26 protein-coding genes are annotated in these 25,637 nt (G+C 71.1%); 10 read left to right on the top strand and 16 right to left on the bottom strand.

The window, feature by feature from the left end:
• Positions 1–32: 32 nt before the first annotated feature.
• The 7 genes from ABT345_RS21935 to clpS form a co-directional block, all read right to left on the bottom strand.
• Positions 33–983, bottom strand: coding sequence for a PLP-dependent cysteine synthase family protein (locus ABT345_RS21935; RefSeq protein WP_345084771.1), 951 nt, complete (start codon positions 981–983; stop codon positions 33–35).
• 1 nt (position 984) lies between these two features.
• On the bottom strand, positions 985–1,290 hold the full coding sequence (locus tag ABT345_RS21930) for a MoaD/ThiS family protein (protein WP_345084774.1): 306 nt from the start codon (positions 1,288–1,290) through the stop codon (positions 985–987).
• Between the two features lie 97 nt (positions 1,291–1,387).
• Positions 1,388–1,561 (bottom strand): putative leader peptide, encoded by a 174-nt coding sequence (locus ABT345_RS21925; protein WP_345084776.1) that lies wholly within the window; start codon positions 1,559–1,561, stop codon positions 1,388–1,390.
• A 183-nt stretch (positions 1,562–1,744) separates the two neighbouring features.
• Positions 1,745–2,170, bottom strand: coding sequence for a M67 family metallopeptidase (locus ABT345_RS21920; RefSeq protein ID WP_345084778.1), 426 nt, complete (start codon positions 2,168–2,170; stop codon positions 1,745–1,747).
• Between the two features lie 161 nt (positions 2,171–2,331).
• Positions 2,332–3,813 (bottom strand): amino acid permease, encoded by a 1,482-nt coding sequence (locus ABT345_RS21915; protein WP_345084781.1) that lies wholly within the window; start codon positions 3,811–3,813, stop codon positions 2,332–2,334.
• Between the two features lie 309 nt (positions 3,814–4,122).
• Positions 4,123–4,716, bottom strand: coding sequence for a DUF2017 domain-containing protein (locus tag ABT345_RS21910; RefSeq protein ID WP_345084784.1), 594 nt, complete (start codon positions 4,714–4,716; stop codon positions 4,123–4,125).
• Positions 4,716–5,024 (bottom strand): ATP-dependent Clp protease adapter ClpS, encoded by a 309-nt coding sequence (gene clpS / locus ABT345_RS21905; RefSeq protein WP_345084787.1) that lies wholly within the window; start codon positions 5,022–5,024, stop codon positions 4,716–4,718. Before clpS ends, ABT345_RS21910 begins: the two co-directional genes overlap by 1 nt.
• Positions 5,025–5,236: 212 nt before the next feature.
• Between clpS and ABT345_RS21900 the strand changes: the two genes are divergently transcribed.
• Positions 5,237–6,565, top strand: a complete 1,329-nt coding sequence (locus tag ABT345_RS21900) for a nicotinate phosphoribosyltransferase (protein WP_345084790.1) — start codon at positions 5,237–5,239, stop codon at positions 6,563–6,565.
• Positions 6,566–6,734: 169 nt separating this feature from the next.
• Entirely contained in the window at positions 6,735–7,331 is a 597-nt protein-coding gene (locus ABT345_RS21895; RefSeq protein ID WP_345084792.1) for an isochorismatase family protein, read from the top strand.
• A gap of 52 nt (positions 7,332–7,383) precedes the next feature.
• On the opposite strand, the gene ABT345_RS21890 is transcribed toward ABT345_RS21895, so the two are convergent.
• From ABT345_RS21890 to ABT345_RS21875, 4 genes are all read right to left on the bottom strand, one after another.
• On the bottom strand, positions 7,384–7,698 hold the full coding sequence (locus tag ABT345_RS21890) for a hypothetical protein (protein ID WP_345085151.1): 315 nt from the start codon (positions 7,696–7,698) through the stop codon (positions 7,384–7,386).
• A gap of 117 nt (positions 7,699–7,815) precedes the next feature.
• Entirely contained in the window at positions 7,816–10,209 is a 2,394-nt protein-coding gene (locus ABT345_RS21885) for an immune inhibitor A domain-containing protein (RefSeq protein ID WP_345084795.1), read from the bottom strand.
• A gap of 189 nt (positions 10,210–10,398) precedes the next feature.
• Positions 10,399–11,130: an RDD family protein gene (locus ABT345_RS21880; RefSeq protein WP_345084798.1), complete on the bottom strand. Its 732-nt coding sequence runs from the start codon at positions 11,128–11,130 to the stop codon at positions 10,399–10,401.
• Positions 11,131–11,288: 158 nt separating this feature from the next.
• On the bottom strand, positions 11,289–12,905 hold the full coding sequence (locus ABT345_RS21875; protein ID WP_345084801.1) for an RDD family protein: 1,617 nt from the start codon (positions 12,903–12,905) through the stop codon (positions 11,289–11,291).
• Positions 12,906–13,398: 493 nt separating this feature from the next.
• Between ABT345_RS21875 and ABT345_RS21870 the strand changes: the two genes are divergently transcribed.
• A complete protein-coding gene (locus tag ABT345_RS21870) occupies positions 13,399–13,875 on the top strand; it encodes an SsgA family sporulation/cell division regulator (protein ID WP_345084804.1) in 477 nt (158 codons plus the stop codon).
• 81 nt (positions 13,876–13,956) lie between these two features.
• Here ABT345_RS21870 and ABT345_RS21865 read toward each other — a convergent pair whose 3' ends face one another.
• From ABT345_RS21865 to ABT345_RS21855, 3 genes are all read right to left on the bottom strand, one after another.
• Positions 13,957–15,402 carry a dihydrolipoyl dehydrogenase family protein gene (locus tag ABT345_RS21865; protein ID WP_345084807.1) on the bottom strand — a complete coding sequence of 482 codons (1,446 nt, stop codon included), beginning with the start codon at positions 15,400–15,402 and terminating at the stop codon, positions 13,957–13,959.
• A 187-nt stretch (positions 15,403–15,589) separates the two neighbouring features.
• Entirely contained in the window at positions 15,590–15,784 is a 195-nt protein-coding gene (locus ABT345_RS21860; RefSeq protein WP_345084810.1) for a DUF397 domain-containing protein, read from the bottom strand.
• Positions 15,785–15,796: 12 nt separating this feature from the next.
• On the bottom strand, positions 15,797–16,651 hold the full coding sequence (locus ABT345_RS21855) for a helix-turn-helix domain-containing protein (protein ID WP_345084813.1): 855 nt from the start codon (positions 16,649–16,651) through the stop codon (positions 15,797–15,799).
• Between the two features lie 418 nt (positions 16,652–17,069).
• Between ABT345_RS21855 and ABT345_RS21850 the strand changes: the two genes are divergently transcribed.
• Positions 17,070–17,429 carry a hypothetical protein gene (locus ABT345_RS21850; protein WP_345084816.1) on the top strand — a complete coding sequence of 120 codons (360 nt, stop codon included), beginning with the start codon at positions 17,070–17,072 and terminating at the stop codon, positions 17,427–17,429.
• Between the two features lie 378 nt (positions 17,430–17,807).
• Entirely contained in the window at positions 17,808–18,161 is a 354-nt protein-coding gene (locus ABT345_RS21845; RefSeq protein ID WP_345084819.1) for a beta/gamma crystallin domain-containing protein, read from the top strand.
• 192 nt (positions 18,162–18,353) lie between these two features.
• Here ABT345_RS21845 and ABT345_RS21840 read toward each other — a convergent pair whose 3' ends face one another.
• Both ABT345_RS21840 and hppD read right to left on the bottom strand, forming a co-directional pair.
• Positions 18,354–19,718 carry an FAD-binding oxidoreductase gene (locus ABT345_RS21840; protein ID WP_345084822.1) on the bottom strand — a complete coding sequence of 455 codons (1,365 nt, stop codon included), beginning with the start codon at positions 19,716–19,718 and terminating at the stop codon, positions 18,354–18,356.
• A 236-nt stretch (positions 19,719–19,954) separates the two neighbouring features.
• The gene (gene hppD / locus ABT345_RS21835) at positions 19,955–21,091 is read right to left on the bottom strand and encodes a 4-hydroxyphenylpyruvate dioxygenase (RefSeq protein WP_386460468.1); all 1,137 of its coding nucleotides are present in this window, start codon (positions 21,089–21,091) and stop codon (positions 19,955–19,957) included.
• Positions 21,092–21,232: 141 nt separating this feature from the next.
• Here hppD and ABT345_RS21830 point away from each other — a divergent pair, with 141 nt between their 5' ends.
• The 5 genes from ABT345_RS21830 to ABT345_RS21810 are packed head-to-tail and all read left to right on the top strand — an operon-like array spanning position 21,233 to position 25,524.
• Positions 21,233–21,700, top strand: coding sequence for an Lrp/AsnC family transcriptional regulator (locus ABT345_RS21830; protein ID WP_345084828.1), 468 nt, complete (start codon positions 21,233–21,235; stop codon positions 21,698–21,700).
• Between the two features lie 15 nt (positions 21,701–21,715).
• Positions 21,716–22,363 (top strand): ABC transporter permease, encoded by a 648-nt coding sequence (locus ABT345_RS21825; protein ID WP_345084831.1) that lies wholly within the window; start codon positions 21,716–21,718, stop codon positions 22,361–22,363.
• Entirely contained in the window at positions 22,356–23,642 is a 1,287-nt protein-coding gene (locus tag ABT345_RS21820) for a betaine/proline/choline family ABC transporter ATP-binding protein (protein ID WP_345084833.1), read from the top strand. The genes ABT345_RS21825 and ABT345_RS21820 overlap by 8 nt, the downstream gene beginning before the upstream one ends.
• Positions 23,639–24,523 carry an ABC transporter permease gene (locus ABT345_RS21815; RefSeq protein ID WP_345084836.1) on the top strand — a complete coding sequence of 295 codons (885 nt, stop codon included), beginning with the start codon at positions 23,639–23,641 and terminating at the stop codon, positions 24,521–24,523. The genes ABT345_RS21820 and ABT345_RS21815 overlap by 4 nt, the downstream gene beginning before the upstream one ends.
• Positions 24,523–25,524, top strand: coding sequence for a glycine betaine ABC transporter substrate-binding protein (locus ABT345_RS21810; protein ID WP_345084839.1), 1,002 nt, complete (start codon positions 24,523–24,525; stop codon positions 25,522–25,524). The genes ABT345_RS21815 and ABT345_RS21810 overlap by 1 nt, the downstream gene beginning before the upstream one ends.
• Positions 25,525–25,637: the final 113 nt, after the last annotated feature.

Here is a 25,637-nt window from a genome sequence, read left to right as displayed (position 1 = left end):
CCGGGACCGCCCGCCGGGTGCGCGCTGCGGGCTCAGGCCCAGAGCTGGCCGTGCAGGGTGGCGATGGCCGCCTCGGTGGACTCGGCGGTGTAGACGCCGGTGGAGAGGTACTTCCAGCCGCCGTCGGCGACGACGAAGACGATGTCGGCGCTCTCCCCGGCGCGCTGCGCCTTGCGGGCGACGCCGAGCGCGGCGTGCAGGGCGGCGCCGGTGGAGATGCCGGCGAAGATGCCCTCTTCGGCGAGGAGTTCGCGGGTGCGGGCGACGGCGTCCTCGGAGCCGACGGAGAAGCGCGTGGTGAGCACGGACTCGTCGTACAGCTCGGGGATGAAGCCCTCGTCGAGGTTGCGCAGGCCGTAGACCACGTCGTCGTAGCGCGGTTCGGCGGCGACGATCTGCACGCCGGGGACCTGCTCGCGCAGGAAGCGGCCGACGCCCATGAGGGTGCCGGTGGTGCCCAGGCCCGCGACGAAGTGGGTGATCGACGGGAGGTCGGCGAGGATCTCGGGGCCGGTGGTGGCGTAGTGCGCACCGGCGTTGTCCGGGTTGCCGTACTGGTAGAGCATCACCCAGTCCGGGTGCTCGGCGGCCAGCTCCTTGGCGACCTTCACGGCGGTGTTGGAGCCGCCCGCCGCGGGCGAGGAGATGATCTCGGCGCCCCACATCGCGAGCAGTTCGCGCCGCTCGGACGAGGTGTTCTCGGGCATCACGCAGACGATGCGGTAGCCCTTGAGCTTGGCCGCCATGGCGAGCGAGATGCCGGTGTTGCCGCTGGTGGGCTCCAGGATCGTGCAGCCGGGGGTGAGCCGGCCGGCCTTCTCCGCCTGCTCGATCATGTGCAGCGCGGGGCGGTCCTTGACGGAGCCGGTGGGGTTGCGGTCCTCCAGCTTGGCCCAGATGCGGACCTCGGCGGAGGGCGAGAGGCGCGGCAGGCGGACGAGAGGGGTGTTCCCGACCGCCGCCAGCGGGGAGTCGTACCGCATGTCAGGCCAGGTCCGCCGGGCGGTCCGCGGCGCGGGAGCCACCGGCGACGGCGGGCAGGATGGTGATGTTGTCGCCGTCGGTCAGCTCGGTGGCGATGCCCTGGAGGAAGCGGACGTCCTCGTCGTTGAGGTAGACGTTGACGAAGCGGCGCAGCTCCGCGCCGTCGACGAGGCGCTCCTTGATGCCCGCGTGGCGGCTCTCCAGGTCGTCGATGAGGCCGGCGAGGGTGTCCCCGCTGCCCTGGACGGCCTTCGCGCCGTCGGTGTAGGTGCGCAGGATGGTCGGGATTCGGACCTCGATGGCCATGAGAGTGCTCCTGTCGGAGTGCGGGGGCGGGGGGCTCTGCGGCCCGTGTGCACGGCGTGCGGCGGTGCGGGTGCGGCGGGTGTGGTGCGAACCCGGGTCAGGCCGCGGCGCGGCCCGGACACAAGGCGCTGGTGAGGCGGCACAGATCGATGTGCAGCCGGGCGGCTCCGCAGCCGAACGCGCCCAGCAGGGCGGAGGCGGAGCGACGCGTGGCGAGCGGAGCCTGCTGGTGCATGGCCCTCCTCTGCTCGCTCACGTCGTGGTCAACCATGCGGTCATCGTATCGATTCCCGGTCCGGGTTTTGATACCTCGTCCCAGGATGCGGACGGTTGTGTACATCAGATGGGACGCGGCGGACGGGCGGGCGCCAGGAATGGCGAGGAATCCCAGGTCACGGCGGGTGGACCGGCCCCGCGGAGGCGCTCCCTGGCGGCCCGCCCGGGCCCGGAACCGTCAGGCGTACGCCTCGACGATCCGGACCTCCTCCTCGGTGATCACACCGTCCACGATGTGGAACGAGCGGAACTGGAAGGGGCCCGCGTCGTCCGTGTCGGCGGTGGAGACGAGGACGTAGTGCGCGCCGGGCTCGCCCGCGTAGCCGACGTCGGTGCGGGAGGGGTACGCCTCGGTGGCGGTGTGCGAGTGGTAGACGATCACCGGCTCCTCGTCGCGGTCGTCCATCTCGCGGTAGAGGGCCAGGAGGTCGGCGGAGTCGAACTCGTAGAACGTGGGCGAGCGGGCGGCGTTGAGCATCGGGATGAACCGCTCGGGGCGGTCGCTGCCGGCCGGTCCCGCGACGACGCCGCACGCCTCGTCCGGATGGTCCTGGCGGGCGTGCGCGACGATCTTGTCGTGGAGGTCCTGGGTCAGGGTCAGCATGCGGCAAGGATAGGAGGGCCCTCGCGGAGCCCGGGAGCGGGTGCGGGGAGCGGACCGAACGCACCGCGGCGGGCCCCGTGGGGACCCCGCGCACGGCGACGGGCCCGTACCCACCTGCTCGGGTGTGGTGGGTACGGGCCCGTCGCCTGGGATGAGGCCGGTCAGTCCTTGCTGCCGGTGCCGGGCCGCTGCTCCCCGGTGGCCGGAGCCGGAACGGTGGCCCGGGTCGCGAAGACCTCGGCCGACCGGCGCTTGATGGACAGATAGCCGACGCCCAGGATGATCGCCCAGATCGGCGCCGCGTAGAGCGAGATGCGGGCGTCCGGGTCGATGCCCATCAGCACGATGACCATGCCGATGAAGGCGAGGGCGAAGATCGAGGTGTACGGGGCGCCGGGCGCCTTGAAGCTCGACTGCGGCAGTTCACCGCGGTTGGCCTTGGCCCGGTAGCGCAGCTGCGAGAAGAGGATGACGATCCATGCCCACATGCCGGAGATCGTGGCGAAGGACACGACGTAGTTGAACGCGTCGCCGGGCCACTGGTAGTTGATCCAGACCCCGACCAGCATCATCGCGACGGAGACGCCGGTGCCCCAGGTGGGCAAACCGTTTTTGCTCAGGTGCGTGAAGAGCTTCGGTCCCTGGCCGTTGAGCGCGAGGTCGCGCAGCATCCGGCCGGTGGAGTACATCCCGGAGTTGGCGGACGAGAGGGCGGCGGTCAGCACGACGAAGTTGACGATGCCGGCGCCGGCGGGCAGGCCGATCTCCTGGAAGGCGCGGACGAACGGGCTGGTGTTCGGCTCGAAGACCTTCCAGCTGACGACCGACAGGATGATGATGAGCGCGCCGATGTAGAAGAGGCCGATGCGCCACGGGACGGTGTTGATCGCCTTGGGCAGAACCTTCTTCGGGTCCTTCGCCTCACCCGCGGTGACGCCGACGAGTTCGACGGCGAGGAACGCGAACATCACGATCTGAAGGGTCATCAACGTGCCGCCGATGCCCCGCGGGAAGAATCCGCCGTCGGCCCAGAGGTTGCTGAAGGAAGCGGTGTCACCGGCGTCCGAGAAACCGAGAATGATGACGCCGAGACCGATGAGGATCATGCCGATGATCGCGGTGACCTTGACCATCGAGAACCAGAATTCCAGCTCACCGAAGATCTTCACGGAGATCAGGTTGATCCCGAAGAGCGCGACGGTGAAGACGAGCGACGACACCCATTGCGGTATGTCGTGGTTCCAGTAGTGGATATAGGTGGCCGCGGCGGTGACTTCCGTGATTCCGGTCACGACCCAGAAAAGCCAGTAGGTCCAGCCGGTCACAAAGCCCACGAAGGGGCCGAGGAATTCGCGTCCGTACTCCGAGAAGGAGCCGGAGACCGGGCGGTACATGAGCAGCTCGCCCAGCGCCCGCATGATGAAGAAGATGACGAGGCCGACGATCGCGTAGGCCAGGATGATGCTGGGCCCCGCCTTGGATATCGCCTTGCCCGCCCCGAGGAACAGGCCGGTACCGATGGCGCCACCAATGGCGATCATCTGGATCTGGCGGTTTCCCAGACCCCGCTGGTAGCCCTCTTCCGGGTTTTTCCCAGCGGCCTCATTGCCGTCGTGTTCTTGATCGACCTGCACAGAGGTCATGAGTGGTGCGCCTTTCTCCATACCGACCCGGTCTGTCCGGATCGGGTTCCGATCCCCCCGGATGGAGTTCCTGCACGCCGGCGGTGGCCGGCTCAGCGCTCCCGCAGCGACAGGGGTGGCGTCGCTCACGGCAGGTCGTGAACATCTATCACGGCGCCTCGGAAGGCGACCAGGGACGTGGTAAGGCAAGGTCGCGCGAAAATCAGGACAAAGTCCTAAACAATCGGCAAGGCGCACGCGTGCGAGATGGGATCGTTATCCGGATTTGAGCATTCTCTGAGCGAACGCCTGAGGAATGGTAACCAGGACTCAGGACATGAGCGATTCGACGAGCGTTTCCTGGAGACCGCCGAGCCAGAGGTAGGCCAGCACCATGGGCTTACGGGGGTCGGACTCCGGAAGGCGCAGCAGTTCGCCGCCGTCGTCCTCGTCGGTGACCTCCAGGCGGGTGCCGATGGCCAGCCGGAGGTCGTTGAGCCCGCCGAGCCAGCGGCGGCACTCCTCGGGTGTGAGCCGCAGCACGGCGCCGGTCTCCGGCTCGGGGTCCAGCGCGTCGAGCGAGCGGATCAGCGCGAGCGCGTCCTCGCGTTTGCGGGCGCGCAGATCGTTCTCGGTGTAGCGGCGGAACTCCGCGGAGGCGGCGCGTACGTCGTCGTCCGGCACCCGGTCCGGGCCGCCGTAGGCGTCCGGGAAGAGGCGGGCGAGGACGGGGTCGGCGGGCGGCTCGCTGGGGCCGTCCCGGAAGACGGAGGCGAGCAGGTCGTCCGCGGCGTCGCCGCTCTCGTCGCCGGGACCGACCAGCTCCAGGAGCTGGACGGCGAGGCTGCGCAGGATGGAGATCTCGACCTCGTCGAGGGCGACGGCCGCACCGCCGCCGGACCGGGGCTCGAAGTGGCCGGCCATCAGCGGTCCTGCTGAAGGGTCGCCCACAGGCCGTAGCCGTGCATGGCCTGCACGTCGCGCTCCATTTCCTCACGGCTGCCGCTGGAGACCACCGCGCGGCCCTTGTGGTGGACGTCGAGCATGAGCTGGTGCGCCTTGTCCTTGCTGTAGCCGAAGTAGGACTGGAAGACGTAGGCGACGTAGCTCATGAGGTTGACGGGGTCGTTGTGGACGACCGTGACCCAGGGAACGTCGGGTTCCGGCACCTCGTAGGGTGCCTCGCTCGACTCGGGGCGCTCGATCTCCACTGGGACACTCACACGCCCCATGCTGCCACCCGGGGGCGGGCCGTGCACAAACGCCCCTGGGCGGGTGAGTCGGACGGGGGTCCGCGGCGGGCGCCGAAGACCCGCTCGCGGGCCCCGGCGGGCAGTGCCGCGACACCGTCCCCGCGGGGGTGCGGCGCCCGCCGTGAGCGGCATCACGGGACCGGCCACCAGAAATCGTCAATCTGACGAGTAATGGGGGTAGCATCATCCGCATGAACACAGCAGACCTGGGGCTGCCGGTGGCGGTGCCGTCGACGGCGCTCTTCACCGACCAGTACGAACTCACCATGCTGCAGGCCGCGTTGCGGTCCCAGAACGCCGACCGGCGCTCGGTCTTCGAGGTCTTCACCCGGCGCCTGCCCGAGGGCCGCCGCTACGGTGTGCTCGCCGGCACCGGCCGGGTGCTGGACGCGGTGGAGAACTTCCGCTTCGACGAGACCATCCTGGGCTTCCTGCGCGAGCGCGGCATCCTGGACGAGCCGACGCTGGAGTGGCTGGCCGGCTACCGCTTCCGCGGCGACATCTGGGGCTACCCGGAGGGCGAGGTCTACTTCCCCGGCTCCCCGGTCATGCGGGTCGAGGGCACCTTCGCCGAGGCGGTGCTGCTGGAGACGGTGATCCTCTCCATCCTCAACCACGACTCCGCGGTGGCCGCCGCGGCGTCCCGGATGTCGGTGGCCGCGGGCGAGCGGCCGCTGATGGAGATGGGCGCCCGCCGCACCCACGAGCTGGCCGCGGTCGCCGCCGCCCGCTCCGCCTACGTCGGCGGCTTCCACACCACCTCGGACCTGGCCGCCGGGTTCCGCTACAACATCCCGACCGTCGGCACCAGCGCCCACGCCTTCACGCTGCTGCACGACACCGAGCGGGACGCGTTCACCGCACAGGTCGACACGCTCGGCCGCGGCACCACGCTGCTGGTCGACACCTTCGACGTGACGGAGGCGGTGCGCCTGGCCGTCGAGGTCGCGGGCCCGGAGCTGGGCGCCGTCCGCATCGACTCCGGCGATCTGCTGCTCGTCGCCCACCGGGTGCGCCAGCAGCTGGACGAGCTGGGCGCGGTCGACACCAAGATCGTGGTGACCAGCGATCTGGACGAGTACGCCATCGCCTCGCTGGCCGCCGCGCCCGTGGACGCGTACGGCGTCGGCACCCAGCTGGTCACCGGCAGCGGGCACCCGACCTGCTCGATGGTGTACAAGCTGGTCGCCCGCGCGCAGAGCGACGACCCGGACGCGCCGCTGGTGCCGGTCGCCAAGAAGTCGCTGGGCGGCAAGTCGTCGGTCGGCGGCCGCAAGTGGGCCGCGCGGCGGCCGGACGAGAACGGCGTCGCCGAGGCGGAGGTCGTCGGCACCGGCGAGGTCCCCGCGGAGCTGGCCGACCACCAGCTGCTGGTGCCCCTGGTGACCGGCGGCAAGGTGGTGGCCCGCGAGCCGCTGGACGCCGCCCGCGACCGGCACATCGCCGCCCGCGCCCGGCTGCCGCTCTCGGCGACCCAGCTCTCCCGCGGCGAGCCGGTGCTGCCCACCGAGTACCTGTGATCCACGGGCCGCGGCGGACCCCGCCGCGGCCCGCCACCCGGGTGGCGCAGACCCCCTCCCCCGGTGGCCGGGGCGTGGCTACGCTCGGCCCCAGGACACGCGGGCCCCGCCCCTCACCGCGGCCCCGGCCGTCCCGGCCGCCGCTCTCCCCGTCGGAAAGGCACCGACCATGCACCGGGCACTGATCGTCATCGACGTACAGAACGACTTCTGCGAGGGCGGCAGCGTCCCGGTGAAGGGCGGCGGGGACGTCGCCGCCGCCATCACCGACCTCGTGGGCCGCGCCGCGGAGAGCGGCTACCGCCATGTGGTGGCCACCCGCGACTACCACACCGACCCGGGCGCGCACTTCTCCGACCACCCGGACTTCGTGGACTCCTGGCCGGTGCACTGCGTGGCCGGCTCCGAGGGCAGCGGCTTCCATCCCAACTTCGCCCCGGCCGTCTCCTCCGGCGCCGTCGACGCCGTCTTCGACAAGGGCGCGCACGCGGCCGCGTACAGCGGTTTCGAGGGGGCGGACGCCCAGGGCACCAAGCTGGCCGACTGGCTGCGCGCCCATGACGTCACCGAGGTGGACGTGGTCGGCATCGCCACCGACCACTGCGTCCGGGCCACCGCGCTCGACGCGCTCCGCGCCGGGCTGCGCACCCGGGTGCTGCTCGACCTGACCGCGGCGGTCGCCGCACCGACCACCGAGCGGGCCCTGGAGGAGCTGCGGAAGGCCGGGGCGGAGCTGACCGGCACACCGGTGCTGGCCGCGGACTGACGGGCCGGGCTGACGGCTGCGGGCGCCCGACGTCGGGCGCCCGCGTCGCAGGTCAGGCGGCCTGTGCCGGGCGGAGCAGGGCGCGTATCGGATGCCAGGACTCGGTGTCGTCGTCCAGGGTCTGGCGCCAGACGACGCCGTCGGGGTGGTGCAGGACGGCGGTCACCTCGTCCGGCGTGGGCGGGCGCATGTTGCCGCGCAGGTAGACGGCGCGCAGCCCGAGGTTGCGCAGCCGGGTCAGGGCGCGCTGGCGGTTGGCGGCGTGGACGAGGACCCGCACCCGGCGGCCGTCGCCGCCGGGTCTGGGCAGCGCCAGGGCGACCACCACGCTTCCGCCGGGAAGCTTGATGAAGCCGCCTTGGGACATCTGCATTTCTCCCCCGTGAGGCTGGGTGTCAGCAAGAAGTGGTCTCCCGCATCTAAACGCGATCGGCCGCCGCCCGCTAGAGGGCGACGGCCGATCATGTTTTGACCTGCGGTTTTCTTACTTCTTTGCGGCGGGGCCCACCTGGAGCGTCACCGTGGAGCCGTCCTTGGCCTCCTTGGCGATCTTGATCCGGGTGTTGGTGTCAGGAACGAGCACGCCACCGGTCGGGTTCGCCTTGTCGTAGTAGACGCCGCTGTGGTCGTCGAAGAGCGTCACGCCCTTCTTCGAGGCGATCTTCACGGCCTTGCCGTCCTTGTGCAACCGCAGGGCGTCCGTGGGCTGCGCGGTGAAGGTCGCGTCGTACGTCTGGAAGCGGTTGCGCATCAGCTTGCCGTCGGCCCACTTCTCGGCCTTCGGGTGCGCGTCGACCGGCAGGATCTGGCCGTGGCCCGGGTGCTCGCCGACGTTGTTGTCCGACTGCGAGGTGTCCCACAGCCAGATCAGCACGCCGTTCTGGAACGGGAAGTGCTCCACCCAGCCGGGCCGGTCGGTGGTCCAGCCGAAGTTGTACGGGCCGGTCTTCAGCGTCTTGTCGTACGAGACGTACTGGCGGTTCTCGGCGAGGTAGTACTGCGGGTAGTCCTTGGTGAAGGACGCGCCGATGCGGGAGAAGCCCTTGGCGCTCCAGCCGTTGTCGTCGCCCTCGGCTCCGTCGGTGAAGACCGGCTTGCCGTCGGCGGTCACGGAGAGCGCGTCGGCGGCGAAGCCCTTGAGGGCCAGTCCGCCGTCGGTCTGGTAGCGGAAGCGCAGGTCGATCTTCTTGCCGGCGTACGCGTCGAGCGGGAAGACCAGGTCGCGGTAGGCGCCGGAGGTGCCGGTCAGGCCCGGCTTGTCGCCGCCGTCGCGGGGGATGGCCTTGCCGTCGGCGGTGCCGTCCAGCGCGGTCCAGTCGGCGCCGCCGTCGGTCGAGACCTCGGCGTAGAGGAAGTCGTAGTTCTCCTCGATGTCCCACCAGCCCTTGAGGGCGAGCTGCGCCTTGGTGGCGCCGGTGAGGTCGACCTGGCGGGTGAGGGTGTTCTTGAGGTCGTTGCCCATGTCGCTCCACCACTGCTTGGAGCCTTCGGCGGGCTGGACGATCTCGGTCTTCACCGACTTCGCGGGCAGGTCGACGACGACCGCCTGCTTGTCCTTGGTGTTGTACTCGGCGACGCCCAGCTTGTGGGTGGAGGCGGTCGCGGCCTTCGCCTTGCCGTAGTTGAGCCAGCCCAGCTGGAGCTTGTCCCAGGCGCTCATGTCGCCGGGCAGGTCGCCGATCGCGTCCTTGCCGGTGCCCAGCCAGGAGCCGGACGACATCAGCGACCAGAAGTCGACGGAGGACTCGCCGCTGCCGGTGGTGTCGTACTCGTCGGGCAGCCCGAGGTCGTGGCCGTACTCGTGGGCGAAGACGCCGAGGCCGCCGTTCTCCGGCTGCATGGTGTAGTCGCCGACCCAGATGCCGGTGTCGCCGATCTGCGTGCCGCCGGCCTTGTTGTCCGCCGGGCCGGTCTTGCCGGCGTCGGTGCCGTACGCGTACCAGCGGTGCGCCCAGATGGCGTCGGTCTGCTGCGCGCCGCCGCCGGCCGACTCGTCCTCACCGGCGTGCACGATCTGGAAGTGGTCGATGTAGCCGTCGGGCTCGTTGAAGTTGCCGTCGCCGTCGTAGTCGTAGCGGTCCCACTGGTCGTACTGGGCGAGGTCGGCCTTGATCTGCTCGGCGGTGCGGCCGGCGGCCTTCTGCTGCTCGGCCCACTTGTTGACGCCGTCGCGGACCAGGTCCCAGGCGTTGGCGCAGTTGGTGTCGCCGCAGTAGTTGGAGCCGTAGCGGGCCTCGTTGGCGTCGACCCGGACCCAGTCGCTGACCTCGCCGTCGACGGAGTAGCGGCCGGACGACTGCTTCTCGTAGTACTTGGCCAGCGACTCCTTCTTCTTGTCGTGCGAGAAGTAGAGGTCCTGGAAGTGCTGGCGGTTGAAGTCGGGCTGCCAGGCGGTGCTGTTGTCGTCCTTGCGGTCCGGCTCCGCGATGGTGTTGTGCGCGGGGCCCGGCGTGCCGCCGTACTTCTTCACGGGCGGCAGCGGACCGTCGCCGTCCGGGTCGTACATCGTGGTGTCGTCGACCTTGTCGCCGAAGTCCACCAGGATCGTGAAGATCTTGTCGGTCTTCTCCCGGGCCAGCTCGACGTACTTGCTCTTCCCCAGCTTGACGACCTGTGAGGCGCCCTTGCGGGTCGGCTTGGCGTCGCCGTCCAGGACCTGCTTGACGGCCTCCTCGCGGCGCGCGGCCTGGCGCTCGCTGAACGGGCCCTTGAGGTCGTGGTCGGTGGTCCGCTCGGGGGCGGGGTCGTGCCGGCGGGCGGCGGCCGGGTGCGTGTCGGGAGCGGCGACGGCCGCCCCGGACGACAACGAGGCCGCCCCGATCGCGGCGACTGCCGTGGCCAGGACGGCCGGTCGGAACACCCTTCTTCGCTCTCTCACTTGGCGCTTTCCTCCCCTTCGCGCGGGCATCTTGAAGGGAATTTGACCGGAGAGCAGCCGGAAAAGACAGATCTTGACTTGAACACGACAGCGGCGTACGTTATCCGGTCCGCGAAACGCGATCACCGGACGCGACGGCGCCCCGGCGGGCCGTCGGCCACCACCGGGGCACTTGCGAATGACTTTCCGTCAGGCCGCCGACACCACCACCGTCTTGGCCGCCTTGTCGTGCAGACACTGCTGGTAGGGCTTGTCCCAGGTACACCACAGGACGTTGATCAGCCAGAAGATGAAGCCGCAGCACGGCACGATCTCCGGCAGGGTGTAGACCGCCGCCCGCACCCACCCCGCCTGGGTCGTCGGCACCGATCCGTTGGTCAGCATCGCGACCCGGATCTTCATCGCCATCTTGCCGACGGTCTGCCCCCGGTGCGTCAGCATCAGCCCCTCGTAGACCAGGTACACCAGCATCGTCACGCCCGAGACCGTCGCCTGTTTGCTGGTCTCGGCGTTGCTGGTGCTGGTGTAGTCGACCCAGCCGACGATGCTGCTCATGATCAGCGACATCGGTACGCCGATGATGATCGCGTCGATGATCCGCGCCACCAGCCGCCGCCCGCGCCCGGCGAGCGGCGGCATCCCGGCCAGCGGATCGGCGGCGCCGTACCCGCCGCCGTACGGGTTGTCGGCGTACCGGCCCCCGTAGGGGTCGCGGTCGTGGGGCCCGGCCCCGTAAGGGTCGTGCCCGTACGGGCCGCCGGGCGGGGGCGGGCCGCCCGTGGAGCCGCCGGGGCCGCCGGGCTCCGGGCCGCCCCGGCCCGGACCGGGGCCGCCGCCCGCCGGCGGCTCCTGCGGCTTCTTCAGGAACGGGTCGTCCTCCGGCGGTTCACCGGCTCCGGGCCCGGGCTGCTCGCTGCTCATGGCCCCGAGTCGACCCCCTGCGGGCACCCGCCGCATCCGGCGCGATCCGTTCGGGGGACGACACGCCGCTCGCCCGGGCGCGCCGGATTCCGGGCCGGGCACGGCGACGGCCCCCGGCGGGAGGCCGGGGGCCGCAGGGGCGGGTGCCGGGCGGCGGGTCAGTCGGCGGCGACGAACGTCCGCGCCGCCTTGTCGTGCCAGCACTGGCGCCACGGCTTGTCGAACAGGCACCAGGCCGCGTCGAGCACGCCGACGACGACGAAGCCGAGGACGCCGAAGACCAGCCAGCGCTTGATCAGGGGCATCAGCTCGGGGGTGTCATGGCTCTCGATGTCCACGACCCGCACCCCGCACACCTTCTTGCCCAGGCTGCGGCCCCACTTGAGGGTCGGCAGCAGCTCGATCAGCCCGCCGCCGATCACCACCGCCGCCAGCACCGCGAGGAAGAGCGGGGCGGTGCCGCCGTCGAGCAGATAGACCGTCACCTCACGGCCGGACTCCTTGGCCGCCGCGATCTTCGCGTCGATGTGGTCCACCGCGCCGCCCCACAGCGGCAGCGCGACGAGGACCGTCAGCACCGCGAGGAGGGCCAGATCGATCAGCCGGGCGGCGAGCCGGCGGCCGAGCGCCGCCGGGTGCGCCTGCTCCATGGCGAACGGATCGGCGGTCGGCGGCTTCCACGGGATGACGCCGTCGTCCTCGGCCCCGGCGCCCACCGGGGCCGCGCCGCCCGGGCCCGCGCCGCCCGGGAACGGGAAGCCGCCGGCGGCGGGGCCGGGCTGCGGTCCCGGCTGCGGTCCGGCCTGCGGCGGCACCGGGCCGGACGCGGCCGGCACCTGCGGCGGGTTGAACGGGGCCTGCCGGGGGTGCGGGTGCTGCGGATGCGGCGGGTACGCCGGTCCGCTCGCGCCCGCCCCGGGCATCGACTGCGGCCCGCTGGGCGCCGGGACGGCGGGACCGGCCTGACCTGCGGGACCGGCCTGACCTGCGGCGGGACCGGAACCGGCGGCCGGAACCTGACCGGCCGGGCCGCCCTGGCCCGCGGCCGGAGCGGTGCCCGCGGCTCCGCCTTGACCTGCGGCGGGGCTGGGCCGCTGGGGCAGCCGGATCGCCATCGTGCCGCCGTCCTTGGGCGCCGGACCGTCGCCCGGACGGACCGCGCGGATCGTGGTGGTGCCCTGGTCGCGGGTGGGCGGCCGGACCGCGCGCATGGTGACCGTGCCGTCGGGGCGCGCGGGCTGCTCCGGCTCGTCCTGCGGCCCGGAGTCCGCGTCGGCGCCGTCCCGCGCCCGCGGCGACGGCACGGCGCCCCGGGGATCGCCCGCACCGGACTGCGCGGCGGACGACGGGCCGGACGCCGCGTCGGGCGAGCCCCACGAGACGGGTCCGGCGGCGCCGGTGCCGCCCTGCTGCGCCGCGTCGGCCCGCCAGGCGGAGGCGGGTGCGGGGCCGCTGCCGTGCGGGCGGGCCGGGTCGTCACCGGAGCGCGGCGCCCCGTCGCCCGCGGCCGGGGTGCCGGCGCCCTCGTCGAGGAAGACCGGGCCGGTCTCCTCGGCCGCGGGGGCGGCGGGCGGCGCGGCCGCCGGGGCGGGCGCCGGGGCCGGTGCGGCGCCCGGGGGCGGTGCGGGCATCGCCTCGCCCTCGGCCGGGGCCGGCCGGCTGGTGCCCGGCACCCATGCGGCTCCGTCCCAGTACCGGATGTAGCCGGGGATGGACGGGTCCGGGTAATACCCCCCAACGGGTACGTTGCCACCACTACCGGGGGATTCCGCCACTGTCCCCAACTCCCCTCGCGTCCCACGCCTGTGCTCTGTGTGCCGTCGCCCGCCGGCCCGCCTCCGGACCGCGCCGCGCGCGCCGGACGCCCTGCCGGGGCCCTCGGCCCGACCGTCCGCCGCGCCCCGGCTGCCACGGGGGCACCGTGCCCGGCGTCGATCGTCCACGGAGGAGGTTAACGAAGAACCACGGGGCGGCAGAGCGCGAGGCGAACGGGCAACCGGGCCTCCGCACACGGGCCCGAGACGTTCTCCCCCGGATATTTGCCGACGAACCCGGGCGTTCCGCCGCCCCGGCACGGGTCGCGGGGTCCCGTCCGCCCCGTTCCGTACCGGCCGTTCACCCGTCCGGAACCACCTGGAAGAAGTCCCCGGAAAAGTCCGCGAAAAAAATTCTCGAAGTCGCGTAAGGATCCGTGGCGCCCCGCCCTCTCTCTGTGTGCGGGCGAAACACAACGGGGCCCGTACAGCGAAGCGGAGAGGTGGAAATCCCATGCACAGCGTGGTGGAGCGAGAGTTGGAACTGGGTCTGGTCGTCTCCCCGGAGCAGAGCGTTCCGGTGCCGGCCCGGCTGGCCTACCGCACCGACGACCCGTACGCGGTCCACATCACCTTCCACATCGGCTCGGACGCGCCCGTCAACTGGACGTTCGCGCGCGAACTCCTGGTCGAGGGCGTGTTCCGGCCCTGCGGCCACGGCGACGTGCGGGTGTGGCCGACCAAGGTGGACGGCCGCAGCCTGGTCTGCATGGCGCTCAGCTCGCCGGACGGGGACGCGCTCCTGGAGGCGCCGGCCGCCGCGGTCTCGGCATGGCTGGAGCGCACCCTGCGGGTCGTCCCCCCGGGCTCGGAGCAGGAGCACCTGGGCATGGACAAAGGACTGAGCGAGCTGCTGGCGATGGCGACCGGCGACGCGCCGTGGGCCGGCGAGCCGTGGCCGTCGGACGAGGCCCCGGACGCGGGTGCGTGAGCCGTGTCCGTCCCCGCGCCGGGCGCCGGATCGCGTGTCCCCCGCCCGGCGCCCCTCTCCCCCGCCCGGCCCGCTCCCGGGTCAGCCGCGGTACGCCTCCAGCAGCCGCAGCCAGACCTCGCTGATCGTCGGGTAGGCGGGGACGGCGTGCCAGAGGCGTTCGAGGGGGATCTCGGCGGCCACCGCGAGGGTCGCCGAGTGCAGCAGTTCACCGACCCCGGGGCCGACGAAGGTGGCCCCGAGGACGGTTTCGCGGTCCAGATCGACGACCATCCGGGCGTGCCCGCGGTAGCCGTCGGCGTAGAGGGCGGCGCCGGCGACGGCGCCGAGGTCCGCATCGACGGCGCGGACCCGGTACCCGGCGCGCTCCGCCTCGGCCAGGCTCAGGCCCACGGCCGCGGCCTCGGGGTCGCTGAAGACCACCTGCGGGACGGCGGCGTGGTCGGCGGTGGCGGCGTGCGCGCCCCAGCGGTCGGTCTCCAGGATCGGCACGCCCTGCGCCCGGGCGACGAGGGCGGCCCCGGCGATCCGGGCCTGGTATTTGCCCTGATGGGTGAGGAGGGCGCGGTGGTTGACGTCGCCGACGCCGTAGAGCCAGTCGTTCTCCACGAGGTCGGTGACGCGGCAGGTGTCGTCGACGGTCAGCCACGCGCCCGGAGTGAGGCCGACGGTCTCCAGGCCGAGGTCGTCGGTGCGCGGGGCGCGGCCGGTGGCGATCAGCAGTTCGTCGGCGACGATCTCCCCGCCGGTGTCCAGCTCCACGGTGACCGGTCCGCCCGGCGCCTCCCGGCGCACCCGGCTGACGCTCGTACCGGTACGGAGCATCACGCCCGCCTCGGCGAGCGACTCGGCGACCAGCGCGCCGGCGAACGGCTCCATCCGGGGCAGCAGCCCCTCCCCCCGTACGAGGAGGGTGACCGCGGCGCCCAGGGCCCGCCAGGCGGTGGCCATCTCGACGCCGACGACACCGCCGCCGACGATCACCAGCCGGCCCGGTACGGACGCGGCGCTGGTGGCCTCGCGGCTGGTCCAGGGCGCGGCCTCGGCGAGCCCGGGGACCGGCGGCAGCACGGCGCGGCTGCCGGTGCAGAGCGCGACGGCGTGCCGGGCGTGCAGCGTCCGCTCCCCGTCCACGACGACCTTCCGCGGCCCGGCCAGGCGGCCCTGGCCGCGGACCAGCGTGACGCCCACCGACTCCAGCCAGCGGACCTGCCCGTCGTCCTTCCAGTGCGAGGCGAAGGCGTCGCGGTGGGCGAGAACGGCCTCGGTGTCGAGGGGACCTGCGACCGCGTCCTTGAGGCCGGGCACCCGGCGGGCCTCGGAGCGGGCGGTGACCGGACGCAGCAGCGCCTTGCTCGGCATACAGGCCCAGTAGGAGCATTCGCCGCCGACGCGTTCACTCTCGACGATGGCGGCGCTCAGCCCGGCGGCATGCGCCCGGTCGGCGACGTTCTCCCCGGTGGGCCCGGCGCCCACCACGATCACGTCGTACGTCTCGTCTGGTCGGTTCGCTGCGCTGGCTGGCATCGGCTGCTCGCTCCCTGACTGGGCGGACATGCGGCGGGCCGGGATCCGGGCCCTACCGGCCATCGTCGGCCCGCAACGGCATCACCGCATCCGGCATCTCCCCACCACGCCTACCCAAGGACACGGGAAAGCCCCCTCACGCCCGGGGGCGGTTGCGAGGGGGCCTTGGCCGGTGGCCGGTGGCCGGTCAGATCAGGTGGTCGAACTCTCCGGCCCGGACGCCCAGGATGAATGCCTCAAGCTTTTCCGGAGTGGTGGTCACCACGGCGTCGGGGTCATCGCTCTCCCGTATGAGAATCAAGCCGTCCCGCGAGGCCAACTCGACGCAATTCATGTTTTCGTTGGAGTAGGAGGACTTCTGCCAGCGAATTACCTCGGCCATGGCGTTGTTTTCTCACACTTCCTGCGCGGTGCGGTGGATGAGTTTTCTCGACTCTTCGACATTGAGCGCCAGCGATTCCAGCTTCTTCCAGAGATTCCGGAACGCTTTGAGCTGAGTTTCCGCGTCCAGGATTCCGCTGCCCACGTAGGCATCGACCTGGACGGAGTCCAGCTGCGCAACCGGGCCACCTACGTACGTCACAGGTTGAGCGGAGGCGACCATCTTCTCCACGTTGAACGGGATGACCCGAACGGATGTGGATTCGGCATCGGCCGCTGCGGAGAGCGCTTCAAGCTGTTTCCGCAGAACATCTCTTCCGCCGTAACGCATGCTCAGCGCGCCCTCGTGGACGATGGCATCGTAAAGCCCGGATGCCCCGCCCTCCAGGATCCTCTTCCGCCTCATGCGGTGCTCTACGCGGACATCGAGCTCCTCGCCCGAGAGTGGAAGAATACTGTTCTGGAAAATCGCTCGCGCATAGTCCTCGGTCTGCAGGACCCCCGGCATCACGGACAGCTCGTAGGAACGAATATATGCGGCGTGATGCTCAAGCTCCGCCATATCGAGGAAGGCGGGCGGAAGGACTCCTCGGTACTCGTCCCACCAGAACTGGCCCCGGCGCTCACGCGACATGGCGCACAATGCATCCACATACGCTTCGTCATCGCACCCGTAGAAGGTGGCCAACCGCCGGATGCGTTCCTCGCCTACACCGCTGCGGCCCGCCTCGATATGACTGATGCGAGCCCGGTCCGACGCGAGCAATCCGGCAGTTTCCAAGGCCGTCTTTCCGGCCCGCTCCCGCATCTTCCGCAGTTCCGCGCCCAAGCGCGCCTGACGCGCGGTCGGAACCTCTCTCGGCGGCATCCGTCTCCCTCTCCGTCCCGTCGCCGGTCAGTCTCTCGCGCAAGGGTGGCACGGGTCCACCCGAACGAGGGGCCCTAGATGCGCACCCTTGCTCCGGTGCACGTGTGCACCCTACGGTCTGAGTGTGCCCACCAGATGCGGTGAAGACCGATATCCCTGGCTGTGCACGTCACTTGACGGCGCATCACGCATGTAGCGCCACGGTCAAGGAAGAGGTGCCGAGCCGCAACGAACCGGCACACACAAGACCCCCGCGACCGCAGCACCGGTCCGGGGGCATGGTCACCAACCTCCAAGGAGTTGACGACGAGATGCAGGCTATCGCGAAGCCATTCGTACTGCTGCTACGGCTGTTGTTGCCCGCGCCAGGGCGGCATCGGGTGCCCGAGACACCGACCCACGCCATGGAGGTCGCCACATGACCCTCCACCCCGACGCGCCGTTCCCTCCGCGGCTGCTGCCCTGGACCACCCTCGACGGGGGACCGTGCTTCCTGTTCTCCGACGACGGGACCGGGCGGGTCTCCCGCCTCGCCGACCGCGTCGAGGCCGAACAGCTCGGCTCCAACGCCGTTCTCATCGCGGAAGCGGAACGCATCCTGGGCGGGCGGTCGTGGACGCCCGGCGAACTGCACCTGCTGACCGTCGACCTGAAGGAATCGCTGGTCGTCACCGATCGAATCGCGAAGAGCCGGGGAGCCCGGCTTCCGGAGCCGCCGTACGACCCTGACGACGACGGCCGCCGCGGCCACGGCGACGAAGGACTTCCGGAGGGATAGCCGCCCCATCACTGCGCGAATGCGCTGAGCCCAGGCAACGCAGGCGACTCAGCTCATTCGCGCAGTAGGCCGGGCGCGCGGGCCGCCACTTCGAGCCCCGGAATCCCCGTTCTCGGCTGGCCGCGTACGCAACGGAATATCCGCCACCGCCTCACGGAGGCCTGACTGGTGTTCGACATATTCAAACTGTGCGATTATTTTTACCCGTGATAATGGGATTCAAGCCCTCACTCAACCCCGTATACGGCCGGATAATCGCGTTCCATCTATGTGCACCCGACCGGATGAATCGGCCGAAAGGCGCTTGTGCGGCGCCGGCGAACCCACGAGAGTTGCGAAGGGAGTTCTTGGCCCTGCATTCAACTCAAGGGGGAAGTGTTGATCTCGAAGAAGAAGAACGTTCTGCGTGCTGCCGCCGCGGTGTTCGCCGCAGCCGCCGCGTTCACCCTGGTCGGGCCGACCGGCAGTGCCTACGCCATCGACCATGTCACCTGTGACCCGGACGCGCAGTTCTTGAAGATCTGGTCGCACAACAACGGGAAAGACAGCGTGGACTGCTACGCGAACGGCGGGAAGACCAACTTCGGCGGGTGGTGGGTCGACAAGATCTCCACGGGGAACAACGACCTGAAGTACTACGACGCCAATGGCGATGTGCTGAAAATCGGGCGCGGGAAGGTGATGACCTTCCCGAACAATCCGCCGAAGGTCACCGCCATCGAAATCCTCTGAGGATTTCTCGCGGGCACGTGGAGTGAATCGAACGATCGACGCGGACAGCGGCTCGCCGCATATCGTCGAGCACACCGTCACGGAGAACGCGCAAGCCCTCCTGGCTCCATTCCGCCGCGATCGATTGATGTTCTGAAGGCCGCTCACTCACGCTGGTACTTCCTGTCGTGAGTGAGCGGCCTTCGCCCTGTTTCAGAACAGTTTCCCGGGATTGAGCAGCCCCAGCGGGTCGAAGACCTGCTTGATGGAGCGTTGCAGTTCCAGGCCGACGGGGCCCAGTTCGCGGGCGAGCCACTCCTTCTTGAGGACGCCGACGCCGTGTTCGCCGGTGATCGTGCCGCCCAGCCGAAGGCCGAGGGCCATGATCTCGTCGAAGGAGGCGCGGGCCCGGCGGGACTCGTCCTCGTCGGCGGGGTCGAAGCAGACGGTGGGGTGGGTGTTGCCGTCGCCGGCGTGGGCGCAGACGCCGATGGTCAGGTCGTATTTCTCGGCGATGGCGGCGGTGCCGTCCAGCATCGCGGCGAGCTGCGAGCGGGGGACGCAGACGTCGTCGATCATGGTGGCGGAGCGGACGCGTTCCAGGGCGTTGAGCGTGACCCGGCGGGCCTGGAGCAGCATCTCGGACTCGGCCTCGGTGTCGGCGGGCACGACCTCGGTGGCGCCGGCGGCGGTGCACAGCGCGCCGAGGGCGGCGAGGTCGGCGGCCGGGTCGGGGGTGTCGAAGGCGGCGAGCAGCAGCGCCTCGGTGGTGTCGGGCAGGCCCATGCGGGCGTAGTCGTTGACGGCGCGGACGCAGGTGCGGTCCATCAGCTCCAGGAGCGACGGGGTGTGGCCCTGGGCCATGATCGCGCAGATCGCCTCGCAGGCGGCGGCGGTGGACGGGAACTCCGCGGCCAGCGCGAGCTGCCGGGGCGGCTGCGGCTTCAGGGCGAGGACGGCGCGGACGACGATGCCGAGGGTGCCCTCGGAGCCGACGACGAGGCGGGTGAGGTCGTAGCCGGCGACGCCCTTGGCGGTGCGGCGGCCGGTCGACAGCAGCCGGCCGTCGGCGAGGACGACGTCGAGGCCGAGGACGTACTCGGCGGTGACGCCGTACTTCACGCAGCACAGGCCGCCGGAGGCGGTGCCGATGTTGCCGCCGATGGAGCACTCCTCCCAGCTGGAGGGGTCCGGCGGGTAGTAGAGACCGTGTTCGTTGACCGCGCGCGAGAGGGTGGCGTTGATGACGCCCGGCTCGACGACGGCGGTGCGGTCGACGGGGTTGATCTCCAGGATGCGGTCCATCTTGACCAGCGAGAGCACCAGGCAGCCGTCGATGGCGTTGGCGGCGCCGGACAGGCCGGTGCGGGCGCCCTGCGGGACGACCGGGACGCGCAGCGCGGTGGCGGTCCGCATGACGTGCTGGACCTCTTCGACGGTGCGCGGCAGGACGACGGCCGCGGGGCTCCCGGCATCGCAGAAGCCCGCCATGTCACGGGCGTAGGCGCCGGTGACGTCCGGGTCGGTGAGGATCGCTTCGTCGGGGAGGCCGGCGCGCAGCTGTGCGAGAAGATCCATGGCGTCAGCGTCGCATCCGTGACCGCCGTACGGAAGATCGTGACGGGGGCGGAACCCGGCCATCCGTGGGGCGGTCGTGTCGCCGGCCGCGGGCGTGCGGCGGCGGCCCGGCGCCCCGCCCACCGTGAGGCGGGGGCGGGGCGGCGGGCCGGGCGCGGGCCGGTACGGCGCGGGGAAGCTCCGGCCTGCGCCGCGGCGGGCGGGCCGGTGGCGAAGGCGCCGCCACCGGCTGCCGGTCAGAGGTTGCCGCGGCGCTCCTGCTCGCGCTCGATCGCCTCGAAGAGGGCCTTGAAGTTGCCCTTGCCGAAGCCCATCGAGCCGTGCCGCTCGATCATCTCGAAGAAGACGGTCGGCTTGTCCTGGACCGGCTTGGTGAAGATCTGGAGCAGATAGCCGTCCTCGTCGCGGTCGACGAGGATCTTCAGCTCGCGCAGCGTCTCGACGGGCACCCGGGTCTCGCCGGCCCACTCGCCGAGGGTGTCGTAGTACGAGTCGGGGGTGTCCAGGAACTCCACACCGGCCTCGCGCATGGCGCGGACGCTGGCGACGATGTCGTTGGTGGCCAGCGCGATGTGCTGGACGCCCGGGCCGCCGTAGAACTCCAGGTACTCGTCGATCTGGGACTTCTTCTTGGCGATGGCCGGCTCGTTGAGCGGGAACTTCACCTTGCGGGTGCCGTCCGCGACGACCTTCGACATGAGCGCGGAGTACTCGGTGGCGATGTCGTCGCCCACGAACTCCTTCATGTTGGTGAAGCCCATGACGTTGTTGTAGAAGGTCACCCACTCGTTCATCTTGCCGAGCTCGACGTTGCCGACGCAGTGGTCGATGGCCTGGAAGCGGCGCGGTCCGGCGGCGACGAGCGGCTTGGCGGCGACATAGCCCGGCAGGTACGGGCCGGTGTAGTCGCGGCGCTCGACGAGGGTGTGGCGGGTCTCGCCGTAGGTGGCGATGGCGGCGCGGACGACAGTGCCGTGCTCGTCCTTGGTCTCGTAGGGCTCCTCGATGCCGGTGGCGCCGTGCGCGGTGGCGTAGGCGTAGGCGGCGCGGGCGTCCGGGACCTCGATGGCGAGGTCGACGACGCCGTCGCCGTGGGCGGCGACATGGCCGGCGAGGAAGCGGCCCCAGTCGGAGACCGGCTTGATCACGGAGGTGAAGACGAACCGGGCGCCGCCGGATTCGAGCACGTAACTGGCGGTCTCGCGGCTGCCGTTCTCCGGTCCGGAGTAGGCGACGCGGGTCATGCCGAAGGCGGTGGCGTAGTAGTGCGCGGCCTGCTTGGCGTTGCCGACGGCGAAGACGACCGCGTCCATCCCCTTGACCGGGAAGGGGTCCGCCTGTCGGGCCGTGCCGGGGGTGGGCTGAGTGTGCATCGTGTCTGCCATGGCCGCAGATTCCCTCCCATCCACAAGGTGCGCAATAGTTCGCGCATCTGCTGGGCACTATGCCTAGCGGTCGGGCGGTTCTGCCGGGCTATCTGTACAGGATGACCATCGGTAACGGAGGGATCCGCAGTGGCGATCGATCATTTGGACGGGCGGCTGATCGAGCTGTTGGCGCGCGAGCCGCGGATCGGGGTCCTGGAGGCGTCGCGGCGGTTGGGCGTGGCGCGCGGCACCGTCCAGGCGCGGCTGGACCGGCTTCAGTCGAATGGAGTCATCAGGGGTTTCGGCCCGGAGGTGGATCCGGCGGCGCTCGGCTACCCGGTGACCGCATTTGCCACTTTGGAGATCAAACAAGGCCAAGGTGCGGACGTACGTGCTCACTTGACGACCGTTCCTGAAGTACTTGAGCTGCATACAACGACCGGACATGGGGACATGCTCTGCAGGCTCGTCGCACGCTCCAACGCCGATCTCCAACGTGTGATCGACCGAGTGGTCGGTTTTGATGGCATCGTGCGGGCCTCTACGGCAATCGTGATGGAAAATCCGGTTCCGCTGCGCATCATCCCTCTGGTGCAACAGGCATCGGAGGACTGACGGAGGAGGGCGCCAGTGAGCTTCTGGGAGTACGTCGGCAGCCGCCACGCCCAGCTGCTGACCGATGCGGCACAGCACGCCAGCGCGGTCTTCCAGTGCATGGTGGCCGCCACCGTGCTGGGCGTCGCGCTGGGCGTCGCGACCTACCGCACCGAATGGGCGGGCAACCTCGCGACCACCGCCACCTCGACGATCCTCACCGTGCCCTCGCTGGCCCTGATCGGTCTGCTCATCCCGATCGTCGGCCTCGGCGTCGCCCCGACCGTCATCGCCCTGACGCTGTACGGGCTGCTGCCCGTCGTCCGCAACGCCATCGTCGGGCTGCGCGGGGTGGACGCCACGCTGGTGGACGCGGCGCGCGGCATCGGGATGTCCCGCGCCGCCCAGCTGCTGCGGGTCGAGCTGCCGCTGGCCTGGCCGCCGATCCTCACCGGCATCCGCGTCGCCACCCAGATGCTGATGGGCATCGCCGCGATCGCCGCCTTCGCGTCCGGTCCCGGGCTCGGCAACGAGATCTTCCGCGGCATCGCGTCGCTGGGCAGCGCCAACGCCCTCAATCAGGTGCTCTCCGGCACCCTCGGGATCGTCGTGCTGGCCCTCCTCTTCGACGCCGCATACGTCCTCATCGGACGGCTGACCATACCCAGGGGGATTCGTGCCTGAGACGTCCGTGCCCACCGCCGCCGGGAGAGATGCCCCGCACGCCGCCGGCTCCGGCGCCGGGATCCGGCTGGAGAAGCTGACCAAGCACTACCCGGGCAGTCCGGCGCCCGCGGTGGACGACGTCACCATGGAGATCAACGCCGGTGAGCTGGTCGTCTTCGTCGGCCCGTCGGGCTGCGGGAAGTCCACCACGCTGAAGATGATCAACCGGCTGATCGAGCCGACGTCCGGCCGGATCCGCATCGGCGACCGCGACGTCACCGGCATGGACCCGGTCAAGCTGCGCCGCACCGTCGGCTACGCCATCCAGTCCTCGGGTCTCTTCCCGCACATGACCGTCGCGCAGAACATCGCGCTGGTGCCGAAGATGACCGGCTGGCCGAAGGCGAGGATCAAGCACCGGGTCGAGGAGATGCTGGACCTGGTCGGGCTCGATCCGGGCGAGTTCCACGGCCGCTATCCGCGCCAGCTCTCCGGCGGACAGCAACAGCGCGTCGGCGTCGCCCGGGCGCTCGCCGCCGATCCGCCGGTGCTGCTGATGGACGAGCCGTTCGGCGCCGTCGACCCGATCACCCGCGACCACCTCCAGGACGAGCTGATCCGGCTCCAGCACGAACTGCACAAGACGATCGTCTTCGTCACCCACGACTTCGACGAGGCCATCAAGCTCGGCGACCGGATAGCGGTGCTCCGCGAGCGCTCCCACATCGCGCAGTTCGACACCCCCGAGGCGATCCTCACCAACCCCACCGACGACTTCGTCTCCGGCTTCGTCGGCGCCGGCGCCGCCCTCAAACGCCTCAACCTCACCCGCGTCCGCGACGTCGGCGTCGTCGACTTCGCCACCGCGGGCGTCGACGACCCGCTCCAGTCCATCTTCGACCTGCTCCGCGACGGCGACACCAACGAGGTGCTGCTCCTCGACCGCCACCGCCGCCCGTACAAATGGCTGCGGCGCGGCGACCTGATGCGCGCGAAGGGGACCCTGGCGCGCGCCGGCACGCTGGTGCACGACACCGTCACCCGCGACGCCACGCTGCGCGACGCGCTGGAGGCGGTCCTCACCGACAACGCGGGGCGGGTCGCGGTCACCGGGCGGCGCGGCGAGTACATCGGCGTCGTCGACATGGAGACGCTGATGAACAACGTCCACGAGCTGCTTGAGGCCGACCGTCTGGAGGCCGTCGAACACCGCCACCAGCTGGAGGAGGCGCGGGCCCGCCGCACCCGCATGGCCCAGGAGGGGCTGGGCGAAGGCGGCGCGGGAGCCCCGGCATGAGCCCCCGCGAGGAGCGCCGCGCGCCCCGCGACGAGCGGCCACCGGGCGAACACGAGGTGGGCGGCCTGGCCTTCCGCGACGAGGTCCACGAGCGGGAGCACCAATCCGCGGCCGCCCCGGGATCCGCGGCGCCCCACGGGCTGCGCCGGATCACCTGGCAGCGGGCGCTGGTCATGCCGCTGTTCCTGGCCGCCGCGCTGCTCGGCACCTGGCTGTGGTTCCGCGGCGCCCGCCTCGACTCCATCGCCCACCAGGCGGTCGACAACGGCAAGGTCGGCCTCGCGATCCGCCAGCACCTCCAGCTGACCGCCGTCTCCACCTTCTTCGTGCTGATCATCGCGATCCCGCTGGGCATCGCGCTGACCCGCGCCAGGCTGCGCCGCGCCACCCCGTTCGCGGTCGCCGCCGCCAACCTCGGCCAGGCGGTGCCCGCGCTGGGCCTGCTGGTGCTGCTCGTCATCTGGCTGGGCATCGGCGCGAGGGCCGCCGTGATCGGCATGGTGATCTACGCGGTGCTGCCGGTGCTCGCCAACACCATCGCCGGGCTGCGCGCCATCGACCCGACGCTGACGGAGGCGGCCCGCGGCATCGGCATGTCCCCGACGGGCGTGCTCACCCGCGTCGAACTGCCGCTGGCCGTCCCGCTGATCCTCGCCGGCGTGCGCACCGCGCTGGTCTTGAACGTCGGCACCGCCACGCTCGCCACGTTCGGCGGCGGCGGAGGTCTGGGCGACCTCATCTCGGCGGGCATCATCACCCAGCGGATGCCGGTGCTGATCCTCGGCTCCGTACTCACCGTGGCGCTCGCGCTGCTGGTCGACTGGCTGGCCTCGCTCGCCGAAGTGCTGCTGCGGCCGCACGGTCTGGAGGTGGCGCGCTGATGGCACCGGATCGAACCCACCGGCGCCGCCCGCGCCGCATCGCCCGCGCCGCCGTCCTGGCCGCGGTCGCCGTCCTGCTCGGCGGCTGCGGACTGGTCAGCGGCAGCCCGATGACCGACAACGTCCGCCCCGGCACGCTCGGCCGCGGCCAGCCCCTCAAGGGCGCGCAGCTGACCGTGACCTCCAAGGAGTTCACCGAGAACATCATCCTGGGCCAGATCATGGGCCTGGTCTTCGAGGCGGCCGGCGCCACCGTCATCGACAAGACCAACATCCAGGGCAGCATCGGCGCCCGCGAGGCGGTCCACAGCGGCACCGCCGACGGCATGTACGAGTACACCGGCACCGGCTGGATCACCTATCTCGGCCACGAGAAGCCGATCGCCGACCCGCACCGGCAGTGGGTCGCGGTCCGCGACGCCGACCGCGCCAACAAGCTCGTCTGGCTGCCGCCCGCCCGCCTCAACAACACCTACGCCTTCACCCTCAACCGCGCCAACGCCCGCAAGTACGGCGTCCGGACGCTCTCCGGCATGGCGGCGCTGCTCAAGAAGGACCCGGGCGCGGTCACCCTCTGCGTGGACAGCGAGTTCGCCGCCCGCAACGACGGACTGCCCGGCATGGCGAAGCGGTACGGCATGAAGCTCCCGCCGGGCAACATCCACAAGATGACCAGCGGCGTCGTCTACACCCAGACCGCCCAGGGCACCGCCTGCACCTTCGGCGAGGTCTACACCACCGACGGCCGCATCAAGGCGATGGACCTCACCGTCCTCGCCGACGACAAGCACTTCTTCCCGAACTACAACGCGGCGCCGACGATGTACGCGCCGACGATGAAGAAGTACCCGGAGATCGCCGCGCTCCTGAACCCCGTCACCGCGGCGCTGGACAACACCGTCGCCCGCAAGCTGAACGGCCAGGTCGACGTGGAGGGCAAGGACCCGCACGAGGTCGCCAAGGAGTGGCTGATCTCGAAGGGGTTCATCAAGGAGGGGTGAGGTCCGGGGGCCGGGCCGGCGGGCGGCCGCGGTGTGCGGGACGGTGTGGTGCGCGAAGGGCGCGCCCGCCGGGCCCCGCGCGCCTCCCGGCCCGTCCCGCCCCGGCGCCCGGG

The sequence above is a fragment of the Streptomyces sp. NPDC000404 genome (genome assembly GCF_040300365.1).
In the GTDB taxonomy this organism is placed as follows: domain Bacteria; phylum Actinomycetota; class Actinomycetes; order Streptomycetales; family Streptomycetaceae; genus Streptomyces; species Streptomyces ramulosus.
The sequence above is the reverse complement of the archived record's forward strand: the minus strand, read 5'-3'. Positions and strand labels throughout refer to the sequence as shown.

What these genes read in the sequence shown, in the direction of transcription:
- ABT345_RS21925 (WP_345084776.1), bottom strand. Translation starts at nt 1,561, where the DNA reads ATGGTTGACCACGACGTGAGCGAGCAGAGGAGGGCCATGCACCAGCAG.
- ABT345_RS21880 (WP_345084798.1), bottom strand. Translation starts at nt 11,130, where the DNA reads ATGAGCAGCGAGCAGCCCGGGCCCGGAGCCGGTGAACCGCCGGAGGAC.
- ABT345_RS21935 (WP_345084771.1), bottom strand. Translation starts at nt 983, where the DNA reads ATGCGGTACGACTCCCCGCTGGCGGCGGTCGGGAACACCCCTCTCGTC.
- ABT345_RS21850 (WP_345084816.1), top strand. Translation starts at nt 17,070, where the DNA reads ATGACCCTCCACCCCGACGCGCCGTTCCCTCCGCGGCTGCTGCCCTGG.
- ABT345_RS21920 (WP_345084778.1), bottom strand. Translation starts at nt 2,170, where the DNA reads ATGCTGACCCTGACCCAGGACCTCCACGACAAGATCGTCGCGCACGCC.
- ABT345_RS21860 (WP_345084810.1), bottom strand. Translation starts at nt 15,784, where the DNA reads ATGGCCGAGGTAATTCGCTGGCAGAAGTCCTCCTACTCCAACGAAAAC.
- ABT345_RS21840 (WP_345084822.1), bottom strand. Translation starts at nt 19,718, where the DNA reads ATGGATCTTCTCGCACAGCTGCGCGCCGGCCTCCCCGACGAAGCGATC.
- hppD (WP_386460468.1), bottom strand. Translation starts at nt 21,091, where the DNA reads ATGCACACTCAGCCCACCCCCGGCACGGCCCGACAGGCGGACCCCTTC.
- clpS (WP_345084787.1), bottom strand. Translation starts at nt 5,024, where the DNA reads ATGGGGCGTGTGAGTGTCCCAGTGGAGATCGAGCGCCCCGAGTCGAGC.
- ABT345_RS21815 (WP_345084836.1), top strand. Translation starts at nt 23,639, where the DNA reads ATGAGCCCCCGCGAGGAGCGCCGCGCGCCCCGCGACGAGCGGCCACCG.
- ABT345_RS21930 (WP_345084774.1), bottom strand. Translation starts at nt 1,290, where the DNA reads ATGGCCATCGAGGTCCGAATCCCGACCATCCTGCGCACCTACACCGAC.
- ABT345_RS21865 (WP_345084807.1), bottom strand. Translation starts at nt 15,402, where the DNA reads ATGCCAGCCAGCGCAGCGAACCGACCAGACGAGACGTACGACGTGATC.
- ABT345_RS21895 (WP_345084792.1), top strand. Translation starts at nt 6,735, where the DNA reads ATGCACCGGGCACTGATCGTCATCGACGTACAGAACGACTTCTGCGAG.
- ABT345_RS21915 (WP_345084781.1), bottom strand. Translation starts at nt 3,813, where the DNA reads ATGACCTCTGTGCAGGTCGATCAAGAACACGACGGCAATGAGGCCGCT.
- ABT345_RS21855 (WP_345084813.1), bottom strand. Translation starts at nt 16,651, where the DNA reads ATGCCGCCGAGAGAGGTTCCGACCGCGCGTCAGGCGCGCTTGGGCGCG.
- ABT345_RS21910 (WP_345084784.1), bottom strand. Translation starts at nt 4,716, where the DNA reads ATGGCCGGCCACTTCGAGCCCCGGTCCGGCGGCGGTGCGGCCGTCGCC.
- ABT345_RS21890 (WP_345085151.1), bottom strand. Translation starts at nt 7,698, where the DNA reads ATGTCCCAAGGCGGCTTCATCAAGCTTCCCGGCGGAAGCGTGGTGGTC.
- ABT345_RS21900 (WP_345084790.1), top strand. Translation starts at nt 5,237, where the DNA reads ATGAACACAGCAGACCTGGGGCTGCCGGTGGCGGTGCCGTCGACGGCG.
- ABT345_RS21810 (WP_345084839.1), top strand. Translation starts at nt 24,523, where the DNA reads ATGGCACCGGATCGAACCCACCGGCGCCGCCCGCGCCGCATCGCCCGC.
- ABT345_RS21870 (WP_345084804.1), top strand. Translation starts at nt 13,399, where the DNA reads ATGCACAGCGTGGTGGAGCGAGAGTTGGAACTGGGTCTGGTCGTCTCC.